Source organism: Pseudoalteromonas rhizosphaerae, from assembly GCF_902498845.1.
GTDB lineage: Bacteria > Pseudomonadota > Gammaproteobacteria > Enterobacterales > Alteromonadaceae > Pseudoalteromonas > Pseudoalteromonas rhizosphaerae.
In genome coordinates this window covers 61,445-79,229 of the sequence record NZ_CABVLM010000013.1, presented here as the reverse complement: position 1 = coordinate 79,229, position 17,785 = coordinate 61,445, and the positions used below count along the sequence as shown (strand labels likewise).

The 17,785-nt window shown below is 39.2% G+C and carries 13 protein-coding genes and 4 pseudogenes; 14 read left to right on the top strand and 3 right to left on the bottom strand.

Annotation, left to right across the window (positions count from 1 at the left end):
- Nucleotides 1-26: 26 nt before the first annotated feature.
- The gene (locus tag PSR9079_RS18285; protein WP_149982738.1) at nt 27-1,388 is read right to left on the bottom strand and encodes an MFS transporter; all 1,362 of its coding nucleotides are present in this window, start codon (nt 1,386-1,388) and stop codon (nt 27-29) included.
- 891 nt (nt 1,389-2,279) lie between these two features.
- Nucleotides 2,280-2,438, bottom strand: a complete 159-nt coding sequence (locus tag PSR9079_RS24050; protein ID WP_246175603.1) for a hypothetical protein — start codon at nt 2,436-2,438, stop codon at nt 2,280-2,282.
- 206 nt (nt 2,439-2,644) lie between these two features.
- Here PSR9079_RS24050 and PSR9079_RS18275 point away from each other — a divergent pair, with 206 nt between their 5' ends.
- The 6 genes and pseudogenes from PSR9079_RS18275 (at nt 2,645) to PSR9079_RS18250 (ending at nt 9,698) form a co-directional block, all read left to right on the top strand.
- On the top strand, nt 2,645-6,694 hold the full coding sequence (locus PSR9079_RS18275; RefSeq protein ID WP_179959217.1) for an RHS repeat domain-containing protein: 4,050 nt from the start codon (nt 2,645-2,647) through the stop codon (nt 6,692-6,694).
- 300 nt (nt 6,695-6,994) lie between these two features.
- On the top strand, nt 6,995-7,264 hold the full coding sequence (locus PSR9079_RS18270) for a hypothetical protein (RefSeq protein WP_149982735.1): 270 nt from the start codon (nt 6,995-6,997) through the stop codon (nt 7,262-7,264).
- A 240-nt stretch (nt 7,265-7,504) separates the two neighbouring features.
- Nucleotides 7,505-8,008 (top strand): hypothetical protein, encoded by a 504-nt coding sequence (locus PSR9079_RS18265; protein ID WP_149982734.1) that lies wholly within the window; start codon nt 7,505-7,507, stop codon nt 8,006-8,008.
- The gene (locus PSR9079_RS18260; protein ID WP_104643000.1) at nt 8,008-8,331 is read left to right on the top strand and encodes a hypothetical protein; all 324 of its coding nucleotides are present in this window, start codon (nt 8,008-8,010) and stop codon (nt 8,329-8,331) included. The genes PSR9079_RS18265 and PSR9079_RS18260 overlap by 1 nt, the downstream gene beginning before the upstream one ends.
- A 126-nt stretch (nt 8,332-8,457) precedes the next feature.
- Nucleotides 8,458-9,255: pseudogene (locus PSR9079_RS18255) on the top strand (RHS repeat-associated core domain-containing protein); the annotation flags it as partial.
- 17 nt (nt 9,256-9,272) lie between these two features.
- A complete protein-coding gene (locus PSR9079_RS18250; RefSeq protein WP_149982732.1) occupies nt 9,273-9,698 on the top strand; it encodes a hypothetical protein in 426 nt (141 codons plus the stop codon).
- A gap of 181 nt (nt 9,699-9,879) precedes the next feature.
- Here PSR9079_RS18250 and PSR9079_RS18245 read toward each other — a convergent pair.
- Nucleotides 9,880-10,209, bottom strand: a pseudogene (locus tag PSR9079_RS18245) (transposase); the annotation flags it as partial.
- A 17-nt stretch (nt 10,210-10,226) separates the two neighbouring features.
- Between PSR9079_RS18245 and PSR9079_RS18240 the strand changes: the two are divergent.
- The 8 genes and pseudogenes from PSR9079_RS18240 to PSR9079_RS18200 all read left to right on the top strand — a co-directional run bounded on the left by PSR9079_RS18240 (nt 10,227) and on the right by PSR9079_RS18200 (nt 17,386).
- Nucleotides 10,227-10,946: a hypothetical protein gene (locus tag PSR9079_RS18240; RefSeq protein WP_149982731.1), complete on the top strand. Its 720-nt coding sequence runs from the start codon at nt 10,227-10,229 to the stop codon at nt 10,944-10,946.
- Between the two features lie 176 nt (nt 10,947-11,122).
- Complete coding sequence (locus PSR9079_RS18235) at nt 11,123-11,827, top strand: polymorphic toxin-type HINT domain-containing protein (RefSeq protein WP_179959216.1); 705 nt, start codon at nt 11,123-11,125, stop codon at nt 11,825-11,827.
- Between the two features lie 153 nt (nt 11,828-11,980).
- The gene (locus PSR9079_RS18230) at nt 11,981-12,631 is read left to right on the top strand and encodes a hypothetical protein (RefSeq protein WP_149982729.1); all 651 of its coding nucleotides are present in this window, start codon (nt 11,981-11,983) and stop codon (nt 12,629-12,631) included.
- Between the two features lie 254 nt (nt 12,632-12,885).
- Nucleotides 12,886-13,178: pseudogene (locus PSR9079_RS18225) on the top strand (transposase); the annotation flags it as partial.
- Between the two features lie 327 nt (nt 13,179-13,505).
- A pseudogene (locus PSR9079_RS18220) lies at nt 13,506-14,624 on the top strand (RHS repeat-associated core domain-containing protein); the annotation flags it as partial.
- A 673-nt stretch (nt 14,625-15,297) separates the two neighbouring features.
- Nucleotides 15,298-16,416: an RHS repeat domain-containing protein gene (locus PSR9079_RS18210; protein ID WP_149982727.1), complete on the top strand. Its 1,119-nt coding sequence runs from the start codon at nt 15,298-15,300 to the stop codon at nt 16,414-16,416.
- Between the two features lie 11 nt (nt 16,417-16,427).
- Nucleotides 16,428-16,901 (top strand): hypothetical protein, encoded by a 474-nt coding sequence (locus PSR9079_RS18205; protein ID WP_149982726.1) that lies wholly within the window; start codon nt 16,428-16,430, stop codon nt 16,899-16,901.
- Between the two features lie 251 nt (nt 16,902-17,152).
- The gene (locus PSR9079_RS18200; protein WP_149982725.1) at nt 17,153-17,386 is read left to right on the top strand and encodes an RHS repeat-associated core domain-containing protein; all 234 of its coding nucleotides are present in this window, start codon (nt 17,153-17,155) and stop codon (nt 17,384-17,386) included.
- Nucleotides 17,387-17,785: the final 399 nt, after the last annotated feature.

Sequence of the window (17,785 nt, the reverse complement as noted above, 5' to 3'; positions counted from 1 at the left end):
GCTTTTGTAATATCGAAAATGAATCGCTATTTTTTTAGTTCTGCGGTTTCGTCTTGCGTTTGAAAGTCTTTAAACAGGTCACCCTGTGGATCATCGGTATCAAAGACTGCATTGTTTTCTTCATATTCATCATCAATTTCATCGACCACCAACATTTGCTCGTGGGCAGTCGTTTCTTCTATTCGTGGATCCATGGTTGCCGCTAGTGGCGAGTTGGTAACGTCTGATGTGCCTACAACGTAATCACTCGACTCCGGTTGTTCTACTTTTTGTTTCGAATTAATGTAAGTGAGTAATAAATACATTATCACCGTTAATAATGCGATGGAGGCATACAGGGCTTGATGACCAAAATAGGTCATAACTTGTGCATTGGCAGTTGAACCAAGTGCTGCACCGGCTCCAAAAACAACTAATAACGCAGATGACACGCCAACGCGCTCTTCATCTTCAACGCGTGAATTAGCTAAGGCTGAGGATAATGGATATAAAGTAAAGGCGAACAAGCCAAACATAAAAGTGAGTGCAAAGGCGAGTGTTTGCGTAATAGGTAGCAAAAATAAAGCCAAGCTAACTACACCAATCGCAACCGCATTGGTGCGGATCAACACGCTACGACGTACTTTATCCGACAATATCCCCATTGGCCATTGCGCGATCAGACCTGCAAAAATAGTGGCAGACATAAAAATGGCAATTTCTGACGAATTAAACCCAGATGACTTGGCAAATGTTGGTGCAAGGCCGTAAAAGCTGCCATTTATAATACCCGCAAAGTGAACAGCTGTAAGTGATTGCGGTACTTTTTTAAAGTAGTCAAACAGACTGACTTGAATTGGTTTTAATGGCTTGGGGTGAATCCTACGAGTGATTGAAATAGGAATAATGCCAATTGCCAGTGCCATGCACACTAAAAATAGTGGTGCATAGCCAAGCTCTGGGAATTCGGCTAATGCAAATTGACCTAAAATCATACCCAGATAAGAGGTGATCATATAAAACGAAAACACTCGCCCGCGAGACTCTGGTGCAGCTTGTTCGTTGAGCCAGCTTTCGAGCACCATGTAGTTACACATCATACCAAGGCCTACAAATAGTCGCAGGGCTAACCATAAATAAATATTATCGCTAACGCCGTGTGCTGCAACGCAGGCTAAAACAGCGGCGGTACTGGCTGCAAAGGTCCTAATATGGCCGACCGATTTAATAAGGTGATAACCAAGCTTTGAGCCAAGCAACAAACCCATGTAATAACATGAGGTCATTAACCCGATCCAAAAGGTCGAGATGCCATTTTTCCCTAAATAGAGGGCTAAATAGGTGGTGAGTAAACCGGTGCCAATAATTAAAAATAGATTAGCAAAATACAGCGAAGGAAATGATTTCATTTAAATGCAAATAGTTAGCCTAGACAAGTTGATACTAGAGTAACTAAATGTATTTTCCAAGTAGTAAATGGGTAGTTGAGCCTTTCTACTATTAACTATATTCGGGTAAGTATTGAGTACTATGTCATTTGAAGTGTAAGTTGACTGATTTGTACTAATAGATGGCACATATTGGAAGTATAAAGTGTTACATACTAATATTTAATCAGGTGGTTGAATTTTAGACTCACATGTACAAAAAGCAAAATTGCTGATGAAGACTTTCGTGCACGTTTTAACAAATCCGCGTATACCCAACACTCAATAATTGAAAACTTCCGGTAGGTCTGCCTGTAACAAAAACCTCAGTAAACGCTGTAGTGTTTTGTTTTAAAACAGAATAATATTTTTAATTTCATTCCTCGTTATGTGCTCATTTTTTTAAGGTTATGTTTGGGCTTCCCATCGTTTACTTTTTATTTTTTGGAGTAATATGCCTTCTGTTGTCTGTTTTGCCATTAGATCCTACGTTAGGCTTCTGGCCTAGTTTAATATTCTTTTTATCTGTCTTAATTATTATCGGTTCAAATAGTCGTTTAAAATTGTACTCAGAGAATGTGTTGATTTATTAAATTTGGTACATTATTCGTATTTTATTTGAGCGAAAAAGAACCATTATTGTTAATTGGATGAAAATACAAAGTAGATGGAATTGCTTTTTATTTCACTGCTTTGCAAATGATTAGGTGAAAATATGCCAAAAATACAAGGATGTTCAGTTGCGCTTTTACTTGTTGCACTCGGAACTATATCTATAAATGAAGCGTTAGCTTCAACGGTTAGTTTTGCATATGATGCAAGAGGTCGCTTAAAGGTTGTAAAAGAAAGCGATACTCAGCTCGTTACTTATAGTTATGACGATGCGGGTAACCGTACTTCATCTGCAAATGCGAATACGCCGCCGCCACCAGAGCCACCGCCACCACCAGAGCCGATGATTACTTCATCATCAATTCCTGGCACGGTTCGTTCAGGAGCACTTTTCAGCGTAACATGGTCCTCACAGAACACGTCTTACTGCAAGGTAACTGTTTCTGGAGACACGGGTTACTTTCCAAACCAACCAACTTCCGGATCTGTTAGTTTAATAATTCACGAAAATACACCCATAAATATTAAGTGCTATAGCGCGAGTGATTATGCAAGTGTGACTAAAATTGTCAGGGTTATATCGGCGGGCGGTCCTGGCGGCTTAAATTAGTTCAAGGATGAGAAAAATGAAAATTAAAACTATTTTGGCTCTTGCAATATTAAGTTTGAGTCACCCAAACGTGGTAAGTGCGGAAGAAACCATTCCAACAATTATGCCGCCTGTATCGATTACAGATATAAACTCGATAAACTTAAACACGGGATTATACCAAGTAAAACTGCCTGTGTTGAGCATTCCTGCTGCGCCTAATTTGACATTTGAAAGCATGCCAAAGCTTGAATCTAAGATAAATGTCATTCATTGGGTCTCTGAATTACCACATGGAGGGCGAGTTTCAGCCTCTCTGTCTTATGGCGGTAGCCAATCTGATAACTTCACATGCCAATCTGAGTGTGTACCCGTTGTTAATAATGGCTCAGCATTAATTGGAGGAATCTACAGTACGCAGAAGTCTAGTACGTTTACATATATACAAGGTAAAAGTGGTGTAAAAGTTCAATACACATCCAATTTGTCTTATGTTAATAGCCCTTCATCGTCAACTAAATCGGTTGACGGTACTTGGTATGCAACAAAAGTTTTTTATCCCGATGGTGAGGTGCATACTTATAATTATGAAAAGTTTACAGATCCAAATATAAACCCTTATATAACTTTCCATCGATTATTGAGTATTGATTCAAATTTAGGTTACCAGCTTAAGTTTACTTATAAATCCAACTCACGAGATTATTTCGGCCAAGTAAATAACCCTTGGTATCAACTCACGTCTGCAAAAATTGTTAAGACAAGTTCGCCTTCTGTCGCAATTGCTCAGCATACATACACAGAATCTACTGTCACAGATGCGAATGGCCGAACCTGGAATTACGGTAGCTACAGTAATGTTTTTGGTGGTCCTGAAGAAGTGAGAGATTTCGCCTTGAAATTACCAACAGACTCGCATAATTCAGTCACTGTTTCGACAACGACTCAGCCTTATGGCAGCGGCACACAAAATTACTTTGTTTCTAAAGTCATTAAAGATGGCCAAACCTATCACTATGCTTATACACCTCCTACCGAAGGCGGCGTAATGCCTCATAAAGAGTTTTCTAAAGTGGTTATAACGGGCCCAGAAAGCTATTCAAGAACAATTAACTTATCTAAATCAGGTAAACCGACTGATAGAAGAATGATGATTACCAGTGAGGTTAACGCACTGAATCAAACAACGCAGTATGGGTATGATGACAATTATCGATTGAGTCGTGTTACTTACCCTGAAGGGAATAGCGAACGCTACACTTATGATGTGATAGGTAATATCACTGAAAAAAGAATGGAAGCAAAATCAAGTTCATCTGAATCAGATATTGTAACGACTGCCACATATGATGCTGGTGATTGTGATATTACAGAGTACACAGATTTACGATGTTTTAGACCTACCTCAATTACGGATCCGAATGGCAATACCACTGATTATACATTCGCAAGTCATGGTGGAATGCTCACTCAACTTGAGCCAGCAGATAAAAACAATAACCGCCGTTTGACTACTAATAGTTGGCAAGAAATTAATGGCTTTACACGATTAAAGAGTACCCGTGTTTGTACTCAAAGTAATTGTTCTTTAGCAGATAAACAAGTTACAAGCTATACATACTGGGGGAATACAAATCTACCTAAAACGGTGACGAAAACCAATGGTGTAGGTGTAGTAAAGCAAGTCACAACGTATACCTATGATAATGCTGGTAGAGTAACGATTGAAGATGGACCATTGGCAGGTAGTGATGATGCAATATATTATCGCTATGACAATGCAGGTAGAAAAGCATGGGAAATTGGTGCAAAAAACCAGGGAGGGTATCGTGTCGCGCAGCGTTTCACGTACCGTAGTGAAGATGACCAAGTTCGCATCATTGAAACTGGTACGCTGACATCACCTACAAGCACGTCGTTGAGTGTTTACAATACTGAAACAACTGCTTATAACACGAGAAATTTAGCGACTAAAAAAGAAATTAGCTCGCCATCAAAAAAAGAAGCCGTTACACAATTTACTTACGACACACGAAATAGGTTAATGTGTACTGCTATTCGCATGAACGCCTCTACATTCAATAGCCTACCAAGCTCTGCTTGTTCACTTGCATCAGAAGGTGTCGATGGCCCAGACCGTATTACACGTAACTATTACGACAGACTCTCTCGTTCAACAAAAGTCATCTCAGGGTATAACACACCAGATGCTGGTATCGATATTGAGATTGCGTATACAGCAAATGGTGAAATCTACACACGTAAAGATGGTGAAGGAAATGTCACTTATTATACGTATGATGGTTTTGACCGGTTAGAGCGCACTACATTTGAAGATAATACCTATGAGCAAAATAGCTATGATGCAAATAGTAATTTAAAAACGTGGCGTAAACGCGACGGTAAAACACTTACACACTATTACGATGCGATTAATAAAAAAACGAAAACAACTGTGCCTGGTGAGTCTACGTTGTATTTTAATCATGATGGTTTAGGGCGTGATAAAAGCGTAACTCGAGGCTCTAGTGTTGTCAGTTATGCTTATGACGAATTAAGCCGCCTGAAAAGTACAACCACGAATAACCGCACTTTAAGTTACCTTTATGACTTAGGAGATAGACGAACTCGGTTAACTCACCCCGGTGGTTTTTATGTCACTTATGCATTTGATGCAACAGGGGCGCTGACTTCAATAAAAGAAAACGGCAGTAACCTGCTTGCAAATTACACTTATAACCCAAAAGGGCAGTTGACGAGTATTTCAAGAGGAAATGGTAAGTCTAGCTCTGTTGGTTACGACACAAAAGGGCGCGTAAACCAATTTAATCATACGGGTATCAATAACGCTAATTTCGCTTATAACTACGCAAATCAGCTGAAATCGAAAACCGTTAGTAATAATAATTATCAGATTCAAATTCCAACTATTGGTGAGCAAGATTACTACACCAATGATTTAAACCAATACACCAGTGTTGGTGGTAAAAATTTAACCTATGATAATAACGGTAACCTAAAAAGTTATGATGGGTGGAGCTATAATTATAATGCGCATAATCGTTTAAGGTCTGCTTCTAAGTCAGGTACCAGCTTAGCACTTGGCTATGATGCAACGGGGCGATTAAATTACTCAACACTCAATGGCACTAAAACAACCTTCTTGTACGATGCAAACGAACTGGTTGCGGAATACAACAGCAGCGGTAGTCTATTACGTCGTTATGTTCATGGTATCGGTGAAGATGATCCTCTAGTATGGTACGAAGGCAGTGGTACAGGTAGTAAACGCTATTTACATGCAGATGAACGTGGCTCAATTATTAGTGAAACGAATGGCTCTGGTTCAATAATAGCAACGCATAAGTATGGCCCATTTGGAGAGCCGATTAATACCAGCTCATCGCGTTTCCGTTACACTGGGCAAATCTTAATCCCAGGTACTAAGCTTTATCACTACAAAGCACGGATTTATCAGCCAAAGTTAGGGCGTTTTATGCAGACTGACCCCATTGGTTATAAAGATGGGATGAATATGTATGCGTATGTGGGGAATGATCCAATTAGTCTAATAGACCCTTCGGGAGAAAGCTCATATAACCCTCAGGGAATGGTTAATATGTTAGGAGGTCAAAAGGGAATTCGTCAGTTAAATAGAACATTAGGGCAAGTTCGAGAAGCAACTACGGTAAAAGTTGGCTTTGGCATAGGGATGCAGGTTAAAGCTCAAAATATTCCGGGTGCTGGTTCATTTGACGCTGGAGGGTCAGTGGCGGTTTCAAGCGTAATGACAAGTGATTCAAATGCTCAAGGTATAGAGTTGAATGCCGATGCAGGAATAAATATGAGTAATGCATCAGGAACAATGACCGGAAAATTTCAATTAGGAAAAGCTGAGGCTTTAATTCAACCACAAAATGGAACAATAAGTGGAAAAACAGAAGGTGCGAAAGTAACAGGAAGTCTTAGTTCAGGTGCTACATCTGCCGAGAACACAGGTAAGATTAAAGTTGGAGGACACTTTCGCCTATTAAAAGTAGAACTAGAAATAGATACAAATAAAATAGATACTAAGAAACTAGACTAAAAGGTTGGTTAATTTGAAAATTTGGCAAAACTTAATAATTGCGTGGTGTTTAACTCTGTTAGGTATTTTGATTTATTCTGCTATGTTTACTGGTGGAATAAACTCAAATGATAGTTCAAAGTACCTCGGGATTCTCTTTTGGGTTCTTACGTTGGCGGTAAGTATTGTTCCTGTAGCTTTTATTCTTTTTAATAGAGCAAAGTTCACATTTCTAGAATCAGTGAAATATTGCGCGATATCTATACTATGCCCATTTGTCGGCAGTTTGTATGTTTATTTTAGTATTAAGAAACACTTAAAATGAGTTTTTATGAATCTGATGTAGCAGTTGTACTACTAATATTATTTGGGGTTAATTCGTTTTTTAAAGGGAAAATTGAATTACAGTTTGAGGTTGGAAAACAAGGGATCAATACAATTATTGGCGGCGAACCATCTACTAAAAAAGGTGTGCTTCTCATGGGGGGAAAAGCGCGAAGTATTGGACTGTTTGCGACCTTGTTTGGAATTGCTGTTCATATATTCTTTAAAGGTGGCGATATTTTATTCACTATCAGATTCAGTAATTAGGGGTCTCGTTAACTGTTGTTGTTTACAAAATTATCGTCATAACGTTTACCAAATTATTTATCATAAGATTTGGCAGGATTATGACGATTTTTCCACGCTTTTATCGAACGATTTTTTAGCACAACCGAAATTAATGATGACACCCATCTTAAACTTGGAATTTACCGTTCGTTGTAAATGTAAAGCATGACGAAAGTGATTCAGTTTTAATAAACAAATTACAATGGGTGTCATCGTTATTTGTTCAATCATACTGACCCTACTGGTAAGTTTTTAAACTTCTTAGTTGGTGCTGCTATCGGTGGTGGTATTGATTTGGCTACACAGGTCTATAATTCTATGAGTGATGGCGCGAGTTTCGGTGATGCTCTTGCTGGCGCTGATTATGGGAGTGTTGCTATCTCCGCTGCTTTAGGTTCTGTTGGAGCGATGGGGACTCAGTTAGTTAAAGGTGGGGTAACTGGGGCAATTAAAGTAGGTAAAGAAACAGTTAACTTAACTACGAAGACAGAAAGAGTTATTGCAGGAGTTGATGGTGCTACTAAAGTGGCTGCTGTAGGAGCAATTCAAGCTGGAAGAAAAGGCGAAAGTCTAACGGAAGGCGCGGCTGTAAAGGTTGTTGATAGTATCACTAGCCCTGTACCCGCTGGAACTATTGCTCAAAAAGGTATGGAATATATGAGTCAGCAGTCCGAGAGTACGCAGAGTTCCAATACATGTACAAACAAAGATGGAAGTTGTTAATGAGCAACGATAGTTATTTTTCAAAAAATTTGCTGAACAAGCAGGTGCTTGTTTCAGCAATATTAACTGCCTATAAAAACTTACTTTGGCCGTTGGTTGGAATAGGTTTACCAATTGTACTTTTTGGCTTAAATGGCTCACACTTTGAAAAAGCTGTATTTTTCATAGTTATCACAATAGGTTTGTTTATTCCTTATTTAATTCTTTGCTTTGTGATTCACAAAAGTTCGCTGAAAACAAAGGAGGATAAGGATAAATTTTACTCCCTCTCTCCTGTAGACAGAGGCAAGGTAATTGGCGATGAACTCTCTGGTTGGTGGTAATAAAACTTGAATCCAAAGCCTCGCTAGTCGCTGTCTCTTGATCATATTTCTAGATCAAGAGACTTGGCTAGCTCATAACCTTCAAGTGTAATGGTCTAATGAAACTGAACAGGTAACAAGCGCTATTTACATGCAGATGAATATGGCTCAATTATTAGTGAAACGAATGGCTCAGGTTCAATTGTCGCTACGCATAAATACGGCCCATTTGGAGAGCCGATTAATACCAGCTCATCGCGTTTTAGATATACAGGGCAAATCTTAATCCCAGGTACTAAGCTTTATTACTACAAAGCACGGGTTTACCACCCTGAATTAGGGCGTTTTATGCAGACTGACCCCATTGGCTATAAAGATGGGATGAATATGTATGCTTATGTGGGGAACGATCCTGTTAACAAAATTGATCCTACAGGAGAAACTTCGTACTTAGTAAGCCTACCATTAACAAAACAACAGGCTGTAAAAAAACATCCGGGAAGGTTATGGCCAAACCACAATTTTATTGTAGCGAACGCAGAGTCATTGGGAGAGAAAAATGCAACAATAATCTCTTTTGGCCAGAATGATTCTGGAAAAGTGGGAAGAGTGTTTGGTGAAGTTCAAGATGCTGATAGAAATCATTGGCTTTCTTTAGGAAAAAAGGATTCAGGATCAAGCTACAGACAAATTGATGCCTCTGATTCAGCCGTTGAAGCATTAGCAGATTCATTGGTTGAAAATAATGAATATAATTATGTTCCAGAATGGCAAGGTGGTGCTAATAGTAATAGTGGTGCAGGAGCTGTTGCCCAAGGTTCGGATGGTGGGATACCATTTGTTAATAACGGTAAGCCGCAACCCGGTAGTACAGTAACTAACAGAGTATCATTTAAGGATAAGGTAACCTGTACTGGCTCTAGAATCAAAAGAACTAGTTGTTAAGGAGTAAGGAGAAGTCTATGAATATAAGTCTATTAGGAGCCAGTAAGGTGTTGGGACTATTGATAATATCGGTTATCTTAATTGGTGTATTAATGCTGTACTTTACTAGCATTAATGAAACTGTCGAGTCTGGAAGTTCTTATGAATTAACAATTGGTTCATCTAAAAAGGATGTTTTCAATCAATTGCCAAAGGTGTTGAAAGCTATTGGTGCAATTAATGTTGAGAATGAAGTTAATATAGAGTTATATATTTCGGGTAAGAAGGTGCCAGAAAAAATTAGTAAAAATTTAACTGATTTAAAAATGTTATCATTTGAAAAATCGAATAAATGGCGATTTTATATAGACTCAAAATATTTTTTCAATAACCTGACTATTGAATTTTGTGGTGAAAAATTATGTAAGGTCAAAAGATACAGACGATATTTAGAACTTCCATAGTAATGACTTTTTATTCATTAGAAGCTTAGTTCTTTAGAAGTAACAAAGTTTGTGCGATCACGGTGCTTTGTCCGTTTATTGGCAGTTTGTATGTTTTTTTTAAAATAGAGAAATGTTTAAAATGAGTTTTTATGAATCCGATATTCTAGTATTGATCTTAATTCTCTTTGGAGTTAACGCTTTAATAAAAGGAAAAATACAATTGCAGCTTGAAGCTCGCAAACAGGGGATTACCAGGTGAGTAGAGGGTTTGCTTGGTCAGCAATATCCACATCAGTCGGGCCAATCTGTGTGCGGTGGCAACCACCACACAATTAAGATATTTTTTCTCGCGCAACGGGTTTATCCACTGGCTTAGCGCATCTTTTTTATGATGGCTTCTGGCGATAATCGCGCGAGCGCCATGAATAAGTTGTTTTCTTAGGTAACTGTTACCGCGCTTAGTAATACCAGACATTTTACTGTTATCACCTGACGCGTATTGTTTAGGTGTTAATCCTAACCACACCCCGAAGAGAAGTAGATTAAATGAATGAAAATGATGCATTAAATACGATAGGTAATGCTATCAAGAGTCACGGCCATTTTGTGTATACCATAAGTGGGGGAAGTTCACCGCGCTTTTTATATACCATAGGGCTGCATGAAAAACTTGGTGTGGAGCTACTTTTTGGCGGGGGAGCTTATTTCTCGGCTCAATTAGCCAAAAATATAGTAGATTGTGCAGCGAAATACTTGATGAACAACCCTAGTGCATCCTCATTTAATGTGGAAAACATAAGTGGAAGCTTTGAACTGAAAAAAGCAGGTGAATCTTGGTCTAACAATTTGCCATTAGGTGCTATCGACTATTATAAAGCAGATAAAATTTGTTTGATGCAGATAATACCACCAAAGCAATTAATGACAATCGATGTTCCGAATTGTGATTTACCTATGAACGACACAAATAATAGAGTGTGGTCTTGGTTTGATCGTAGTTACCCAAGTGGGTTACCTAAAAATTGTTCAGCAGTGACAAATTTAGAGGCCCTAAAGGGAGCCGCTGTAACTGAGGCAATGAGGTGGGAAGTTGATCAATGGGAGCTATTTTCAGGGGCAGGTCCGGATGTGAAAAAAGAGGATACAAGAGTCGTTCCGCTGAGTACACTTGTATTGTATGACCCCACATTAGATCTGGTAATGAAGCTTAAAGAAGGAAAAGGGCTTTGGCGCAACGAGGATATGATGTGGAACAACTGGAACTAATTTAAATAGTAATTAATTAAATCTTTTGAATCCAAAGCCTCACTAGCCGAGGCTTTTTTAATGCATCTATCTATACGCAATGTAATAGCCGGTTTGTATATAAAAGGAATTAACATGATGATGGAGAAACTGCATTAAACTATGCCGAAACAGGATCATTAAGTTTAGGTAGCGTGGTGACTGATGCTGCTGTAGGAATTGTAAACCCGGCTAAAACATTACAAAAAGCGAAGCGTTTAGCTAAAGTTATTAAGGCAAACTCAAAAGGTTATTCGAAAGCTGCTATTAAACCTGGAGGTTGTAGCTTCACACCAGATACTTTGATTTCAACTATTGATGGATACAAGACAATTATTGAGGTCAAAAAAGGTGATATTGTCCTGTCCAAAAATGATGAAACAGGTGAAATTTCATGGAGAGAAGTCACTGATACTTTTAAGGACTGGCATGAAGAAACTATTACATTTACAGTTGTAGATGAGAATGGCGTAGAAGAGTCTATTACCACAACAGCAGAACATCCATTTTATGTAGATAACCTAGGGTGGTTAGCGGCTGGTAATATTGAAGTTGGCACTATTGTTTCTGGACCAAAGTTTGAAAACGATATTACTATCGCGGATATACAAGTTAATGAAGAACCACAATATGCTTATAATTTTACTGTAGACATTGATCACACATATTTTGTTGGTAAAACGAATATATGGGTTCACAATACCTGTAGTATTGATGCTAAACCTGTTAACGGTAATTCTGCTGCTAGCACTAAAGAACAACATTTTTATATGATCCAAGACGCGGATGGTAACATTAAGAAGGTTGGTGTGAGTGGTCAACCGTTAAATGAAAATGCTAGTTCTCCGAGAGCCAACTCTTAATTAAAGCAGGGAGATACAGCTACAGTGTTAGAGTCGGGTATTCAAGGGAGAGCAAATGTACTCCAAAAAGAAGGTCAATTAGTCGAGGGGTTACGTAAAGCTGGTCATGAACTACCGGACAATAAAAGACCTAAGATCTATTAAAGGTACTATATGAAATTAAAAGAGTTTTCTCTATGGGGATTCAAATTACCACTTGAGGAGTCACGTGAATTTACGTTATTCAATCGTAGTATTTGCGCACATTTCGAAAGGCATTTTGAAGCGTTCGACACAAAAGGGGTTTATCGGGTAATTATCAAATTAAGTGAGCCAGATGAAAGAGTGAATACAATTGAGGAAAGTAGTTCGGTTCTAAAATTTTATAAAGCTTTTGATTTTGATGAGTTATCTAGTCTTGATAGGCAAGCTAAAAAGGAACGGCTCTTAAACGTTTTATACCACTCACTATTAGAGTTGTGTGAAAAATTAAGTTGGCCTTCGAAGCCATTTAAGCAAGCTTACGATGCTGTTTATCAAGATAAATTTGTAAACATATACGAGTTTAAGAAGAAAAATAGTAGGAATAGAAAGCTAATAGCTAAACTAGAATGCCATCATGGTACTGAAAGTTTTGACTGCTACGTAAAGGTTGAAGATAAATCGGGTAGTGAAATACTAAAAAAACTGGTTTTTTCTTCTGAGCCTGATGAATTTATCTTTAATTCTTTATTAGGAGACTTGAAGTGGGTTGATGATGAAACTCTCTCAATACTTAGAAAGAACCGTTCAGAGATAGAAAGGGTTAGGCTGGACTTAAAATAAATATCAAAGTTTAATTATTCAAAGCAAAGCCTCGCTAGTCTCGAGGCTTTTAATTTTTAAATCTGATTAAGTTTAGATTTGGACTTTCAAGACTTTGCTAGACAGTTCCTAACTCAGAAAAAATACGCTTCCTCTAATTGAGCAGGAGAAACACCGCCTGTATAAATTTAAACTAGACATCCACTCAAATTTTTTTCACTTTTACGCTCAAAGTACTACGCTTTATTTAGTGTAAAAAACAAGCAGGATGTCTTATGGCTATCGCAAAAAAACGTCAAGTAAGTTTGGCAGATACAAAGTACTACCACTGTATTTCACGTTGCGTGCGCCGTGTATTTTTATGTGGAGAAGACCATTTTACTGGTCAATCCTACGAGCACCCAGGGGCTGGGTTGAAGATAAACTGTTAGAGTTAGCCAAGGTATTTTGTATTGACGTGTGCGCTTATGCAGTCATGAGTAACCACACTCATTTAGTGCTGTATGTAGATGATAAAAAAGCGGAACGGCTAAATGATAAAGCGATTGTTATTCGCTGGCACAAGCTGTGAAAAGTCGGCAGGGTCACCCATTAGAAAGTTCCGGTCAAGCAGACAGCTATGTTTTCTTGATCTTTTTATTCAAAAAAACCAAGTGTTGTTATTTTTTAAACTCACTTTAAATATGACTATACATCCAGTAATGACGCCGATTGGTGTGAATATTCACTGTGTCTTGAATAAAGAACGCCATATAATTTAGGTAGTAAGCATCATTGAGGATTAGTTAGGCCTTTGGCTTTCCCCTCAGTCATCGTTCAGTGCCAATGAAACTAATGGGGTATTGACTGTTGCCCTTGGTAAGCTTTAACCGGCAACTTAAAAAGTTATGATGGTTGGCGCTATAACTACAATGCACATAACCGTTTAACGTCTGCGTCTAAGTCAGGTACCAGCTTAGCGCTTGGCTATGATGCGACGGGACGATTAAATTACTCAACACTCAATGGCACTAAAACAACCTTCTTGTACGATGCAAACGAACTAGTTGCGGAATACAACAGCAGCGGTAGTCTATTACGCCGTTATGTTCATGGTATTGGTGAAGATGATCCGCTGGTGTGGTACGAAGGCAGTGGCACTGGTAATAAGCGTTATTTGCATGCAGATGAGCGCGGCTCAATTATTAGTGAAACGAATGGCTCAGGTTCAATTGTCGCTACGCATAAATACGGCCCGTTTGGAGAGCCAATTAATACCAGCTCATCGCGTTTTAGATATACAGGGCAAATCTTAATCCCAGGTACTAAGCTTTATCACTACAAAGCACGGGTTTACCACCCTGAATTAGGGCGTTTTATGCAGACTGATCCCATTGGCTATAAAGATGGGATGAATATGTATGCGTATGTAGGTAATGATCCATTAAATAAAAATGACCCAACGGGTAAATTCATGAATTTCCTTATTGGTGGAGTTGTAGGTGCAGTAGCAGAAATCGCTGTTCAAGTTGCCTTTGAGGGTAAGTCATTGTCTAGTATAGATGGTGGCGCTGTAATGCAATCAGCTATGATTGGGGCTTTGTCTGGTGGAGTTGGTGGTGCTACTGGTAAGTTAGCTGGGAAAGTAATTTCCGCAGCAACGAAACCAGCGAATGCGTTTGCAAACGGAGCTTCAAAAGTTGCTACAGGTGCTGCCTCTGGTATGGTAGGTGGAGCAACAGGCGGAGCAGTAAATAATGCAGCTAATCAGTTGGTTAACACTGGTACAATTGATGCTGGACAAGTAGGTGATGCGGCATTAGTTGGTGCTGTTACTGGTGTAGCAGGTGGTACAGCTTCAGGTTCTGTTCGAGCAAATGCGGCTCATAGAACTTTAGGTAACTCTAGAGCAAATCCAGCCTTCACTTCAACCCAACCGGGAGAGAGAGCTGCTGCTGCGACAAGTGCTGCTACTTCGGCTATGTCATCTACCGCAGTAAAAGCCAGTTCTTGTCAAAGAGACGGAAGTTGCTAGTACAAATGAGTTATAGGGGTTTATATTTATGAATAAATGTTTATTGTTTAGATACCTTATTGTCTATCCGTTTTATTACGTGTTAGCAATGCTCTTTGCAGTAACTGTATTGACGTTTTTAATGGATTGGTCTTTTATTTTTGCTAAGAAAATATTTTTCATTTTTGCTGGAATAATGTGGTTTGTTTGCTACTTCGCTCATTTTGATATTTTTAGATATGCAATTAGCGGTGATTCTCAACCAAGGCGCAAGTGAATACTATTAAATCCAAAGCCTCGCTAGTTGGGGCTAGGATTCAACCTAGCAAAATGGCTTTGCTCTCAAATAAAAGCCAGCGGAAGCTGGTTTTGTTTTTTTGGGGTCAATAAAAATAGTCGTTTGGTGCCAAATTCAATTGGTTGATCTGCTCAGGCGAAAATCCGTGGCGCAAAAGTTGAAAGTCTCTCATCTGGACTTGGGCTTTGTAGCCTTCGCAATAACTTGATAAAGGCTAACGCTAGCGGTTTTGATTAACTGATTGTTAGGTGATATTTCCACTATTTTTGATGTGCTAAAAAAGAAATTAATGATGACACCCATCTTAAACTTGGAATTTACCGTTCGTGGTAAATGTAAAGCATGACGAAAGTGATTCAGTTTTAATAAACAAATTACAATGGGTGTCATCGTTATTTGTTCACCAATGATTTAAACCAATACACCAGTGTTGGTGGTAAAAGTTTAACCTATGATAATAACGGTAACCTAAAAAGTTATGATGGGTGGAGCTATAATTATAATGCGCATAACCGTTTAACGTCTGCGTCTAAGTCCGGCACCAGTTTAGCGCTTGGCTATGATGCGACGGGACGATTAAATTACTCAACACTCAATGGCACTAAAACAACCTTCTTGTACGATGCAAACGAACTAGTTGCGGAATACAACAGCAGCGGTAGTCTATTACGTCGTTATGTTCATGGTATAGGCGAAGATGACCCGCTGGTGTGGTATGAAGGCAGTGGCACAGGCAACAAGCGCTATTTACACGCAGATGAGCGCGGCTCAATTATTAGTGAAACGAATGGCTCAGGTTCAATTGTCGCTACGCATAAATACGGCCCATTTGGAGAGCCGATTAATACCAGCTCATCGCGTTTCCGTTACACAGGGCAAATCTTAATCCCAGGTACTAAGCTTTATCACGACAAAGCACGGGTTTACCACCCTGAATTAGGGCGTTTTATGCAGACTGATCCTATCGGCTACGAAGACGGCATGAATTGGTATGCTTATGTGGGGAATGATCCGATTAATGCGACGGATCCGACGGGAGAGTTCGCATTTTTGATTCCAGCAGTTGGTGCCCTTATAGGTGGATACACTGCTTATCACCAAGCTCGGGATATGGGCTTAAGTAAAACTGAAGCGGCTATCGCTGGAGGATTTGGTGCGTTGATTGGAGCTGTTTCTGGAGGAACAACTGGAACCGCAGCCAGTATAGGCGTCAAAGTTGCAGCTCAACAAGCGACTAAGCAAAGTAGTGCTAAAGTAGTTGCGAAAATGTTGGGTTCTACCGTTTCTGGCGGTGTTTCTGGGGCAACCACTCAGGTAGTGGCAGACGCGAGTAGGGATATATCCCAAGGTAACTCTGTCAACATTGATACCACTAAAGTGATTCAAAAGGGTATTGAAGGAGCAGGTACAGGTCTTGCTGCACGCATTCCTGCCGCCGTAGCTGGCCCCTCACTCGCAACCGATATAGCCGGAGCAGCAATAGCTACAGTATTAGAAGAACAAAAGAAAAAGTGATGGTGCATAGCATGTTAAATAGCTTTTATAAAATCTGCGGATCACTCTTGATTGTGATAAGTCTAAGTGTTCTGTTTTGGGGGGAGCTTCAATCCAAAGTTCCTTCTCAAAATGAACTAATCTCGGTTCATGGAAAAATGGTTAGTTTCCATAACAACGGTTTAAACTTAGACGTAGTGCTGGAAGGCGATTCCAATAAATACTTGTATCCTCGCTGGAATGGCAAAATGATCGAGTTGAGTAATGAGTTGTCTAATCATCTAGGTTCGTACATTGAACTATCTGTGGAGTTGGAAAATAAAGAAGCAATTGTTTTTGCTATTCGTATTGGAAGTGACTTTGAACTATCACTGCAAGATATTGAGGAAAATAAAAGCGAATGGATTAAATCGTTGAGATATTTAGTTTTGTTCGTGTTTTCTTTAGGGCTGTTTGGTTGTTTTTTGGGCGATAAACTAGCAAGACTAGATGATAAACTTTCATAGAAGTAATTCATTTAAATTAAATGGAGCAAAACGTATTGATGTCACTAGAGTCAGTTTTCTTTTAGCCTTATAAAAACCAAATACAGCTCCCCCAAAGCCCTGCACGCGTGCGGGGCTTTGTGTAGTGGCCTATTTCCTTAGTGGCCGTTTAGTCCTTCAGTTGTCCAAGAAACGGAAAATGGACCTTTAAAACTTGTTGATGAAAAAGTTAATGGGGTCGCGTCTTGATTTTTGCCCTTGGTAAGTCTTAAGTGGCAACTTATCATGTAATAACGAATGGCTCAGGTTCAATTGTCGGTACGCATAAATACGGCCCATTTGGTGAGCCAATTAATACCAGCTCATCGCGTTTTAGATATACAGGGCAAATCTTAATCCCAGGTACTAAGCTTTATCACTACAAGGCACGAGTTTACAATCCGAATCTGGGGCGTTTTATGCAGACTGATCCCATTGGTTACGAAGACTGCATTGTAATGGTCTGATGAAGATAAAGGAAAACAAATAGCCGATACGCTCATTGGTTGGTAGGAATATGTAATACATTTACAAATTCAATTTTTGAACCCAAAGCCTCGCTAGTCGGGGCTAGGATTCCACAAAGCAATTTATTTGCTCTCAACTCAAAGCCAGCGGAAGCTGGTTTTGTTGTTTTGGGGAAGATCAGGTTCAATGAAAGTATTCAATTGGTGCCAAATTCAATTGAGTGATCTGCTCAGAAAAGTCGAAGGGGTCATCCATTAGAAAGTTCCGGTCAAGCAGGCAGCTGTGTTTTCTTGATCTTTTTATTCAAAATACCAAGTTGTTATTTTTTAAACTCACTTTAAATATGACTATTCATCCAGTCATGACGTCGATTGGTGTGAATATGCACAGTGTCTTGA

What these genes read in the sequence shown, in the direction of transcription:
- PSR9079_RS18270 (WP_149982735.1), top strand. Translation starts at nt 6,995, where the DNA reads ATGAGTTTTTATGAATCTGATGTAGCAGTTGTACTACTAATATTATTT.
- PSR9079_RS18275 (WP_179959217.1), top strand. Translation starts at nt 2,645, where the DNA reads ATGAAAATTAAAACTATTTTGGCTCTTGCAATATTAAGTTTGAGTCAC.
- PSR9079_RS18230 (WP_149982729.1), top strand. Translation starts at nt 11,981, where the DNA reads ATGAAATTAAAAGAGTTTTCTCTATGGGGATTCAAATTACCACTTGAG.
- PSR9079_RS18205 (WP_149982726.1), top strand. Translation starts at nt 16,428, where the DNA reads ATGTTAAATAGCTTTTATAAAATCTGCGGATCACTCTTGATTGTGATA.
- PSR9079_RS18285 (WP_149982738.1), bottom strand. Translation starts at nt 1,388, where the DNA reads ATGAAATCATTTCCTTCGCTGTATTTTGCTAATCTATTTTTAATTATT.
- PSR9079_RS18250 (WP_149982732.1), top strand. Translation starts at nt 9,273, where the DNA reads ATGAATATAAGTCTATTAGGAGCCAGTAAGGTGTTGGGACTATTGATA.
- PSR9079_RS18240 (WP_149982731.1), top strand. Translation starts at nt 10,227, where the DNA reads ATGAATGAAAATGATGCATTAAATACGATAGGTAATGCTATCAAGAGT.
- PSR9079_RS18260 (WP_104643000.1), top strand. Translation starts at nt 8,008, where the DNA reads ATGAGCAACGATAGTTATTTTTCAAAAAATTTGCTGAACAAGCAGGTG.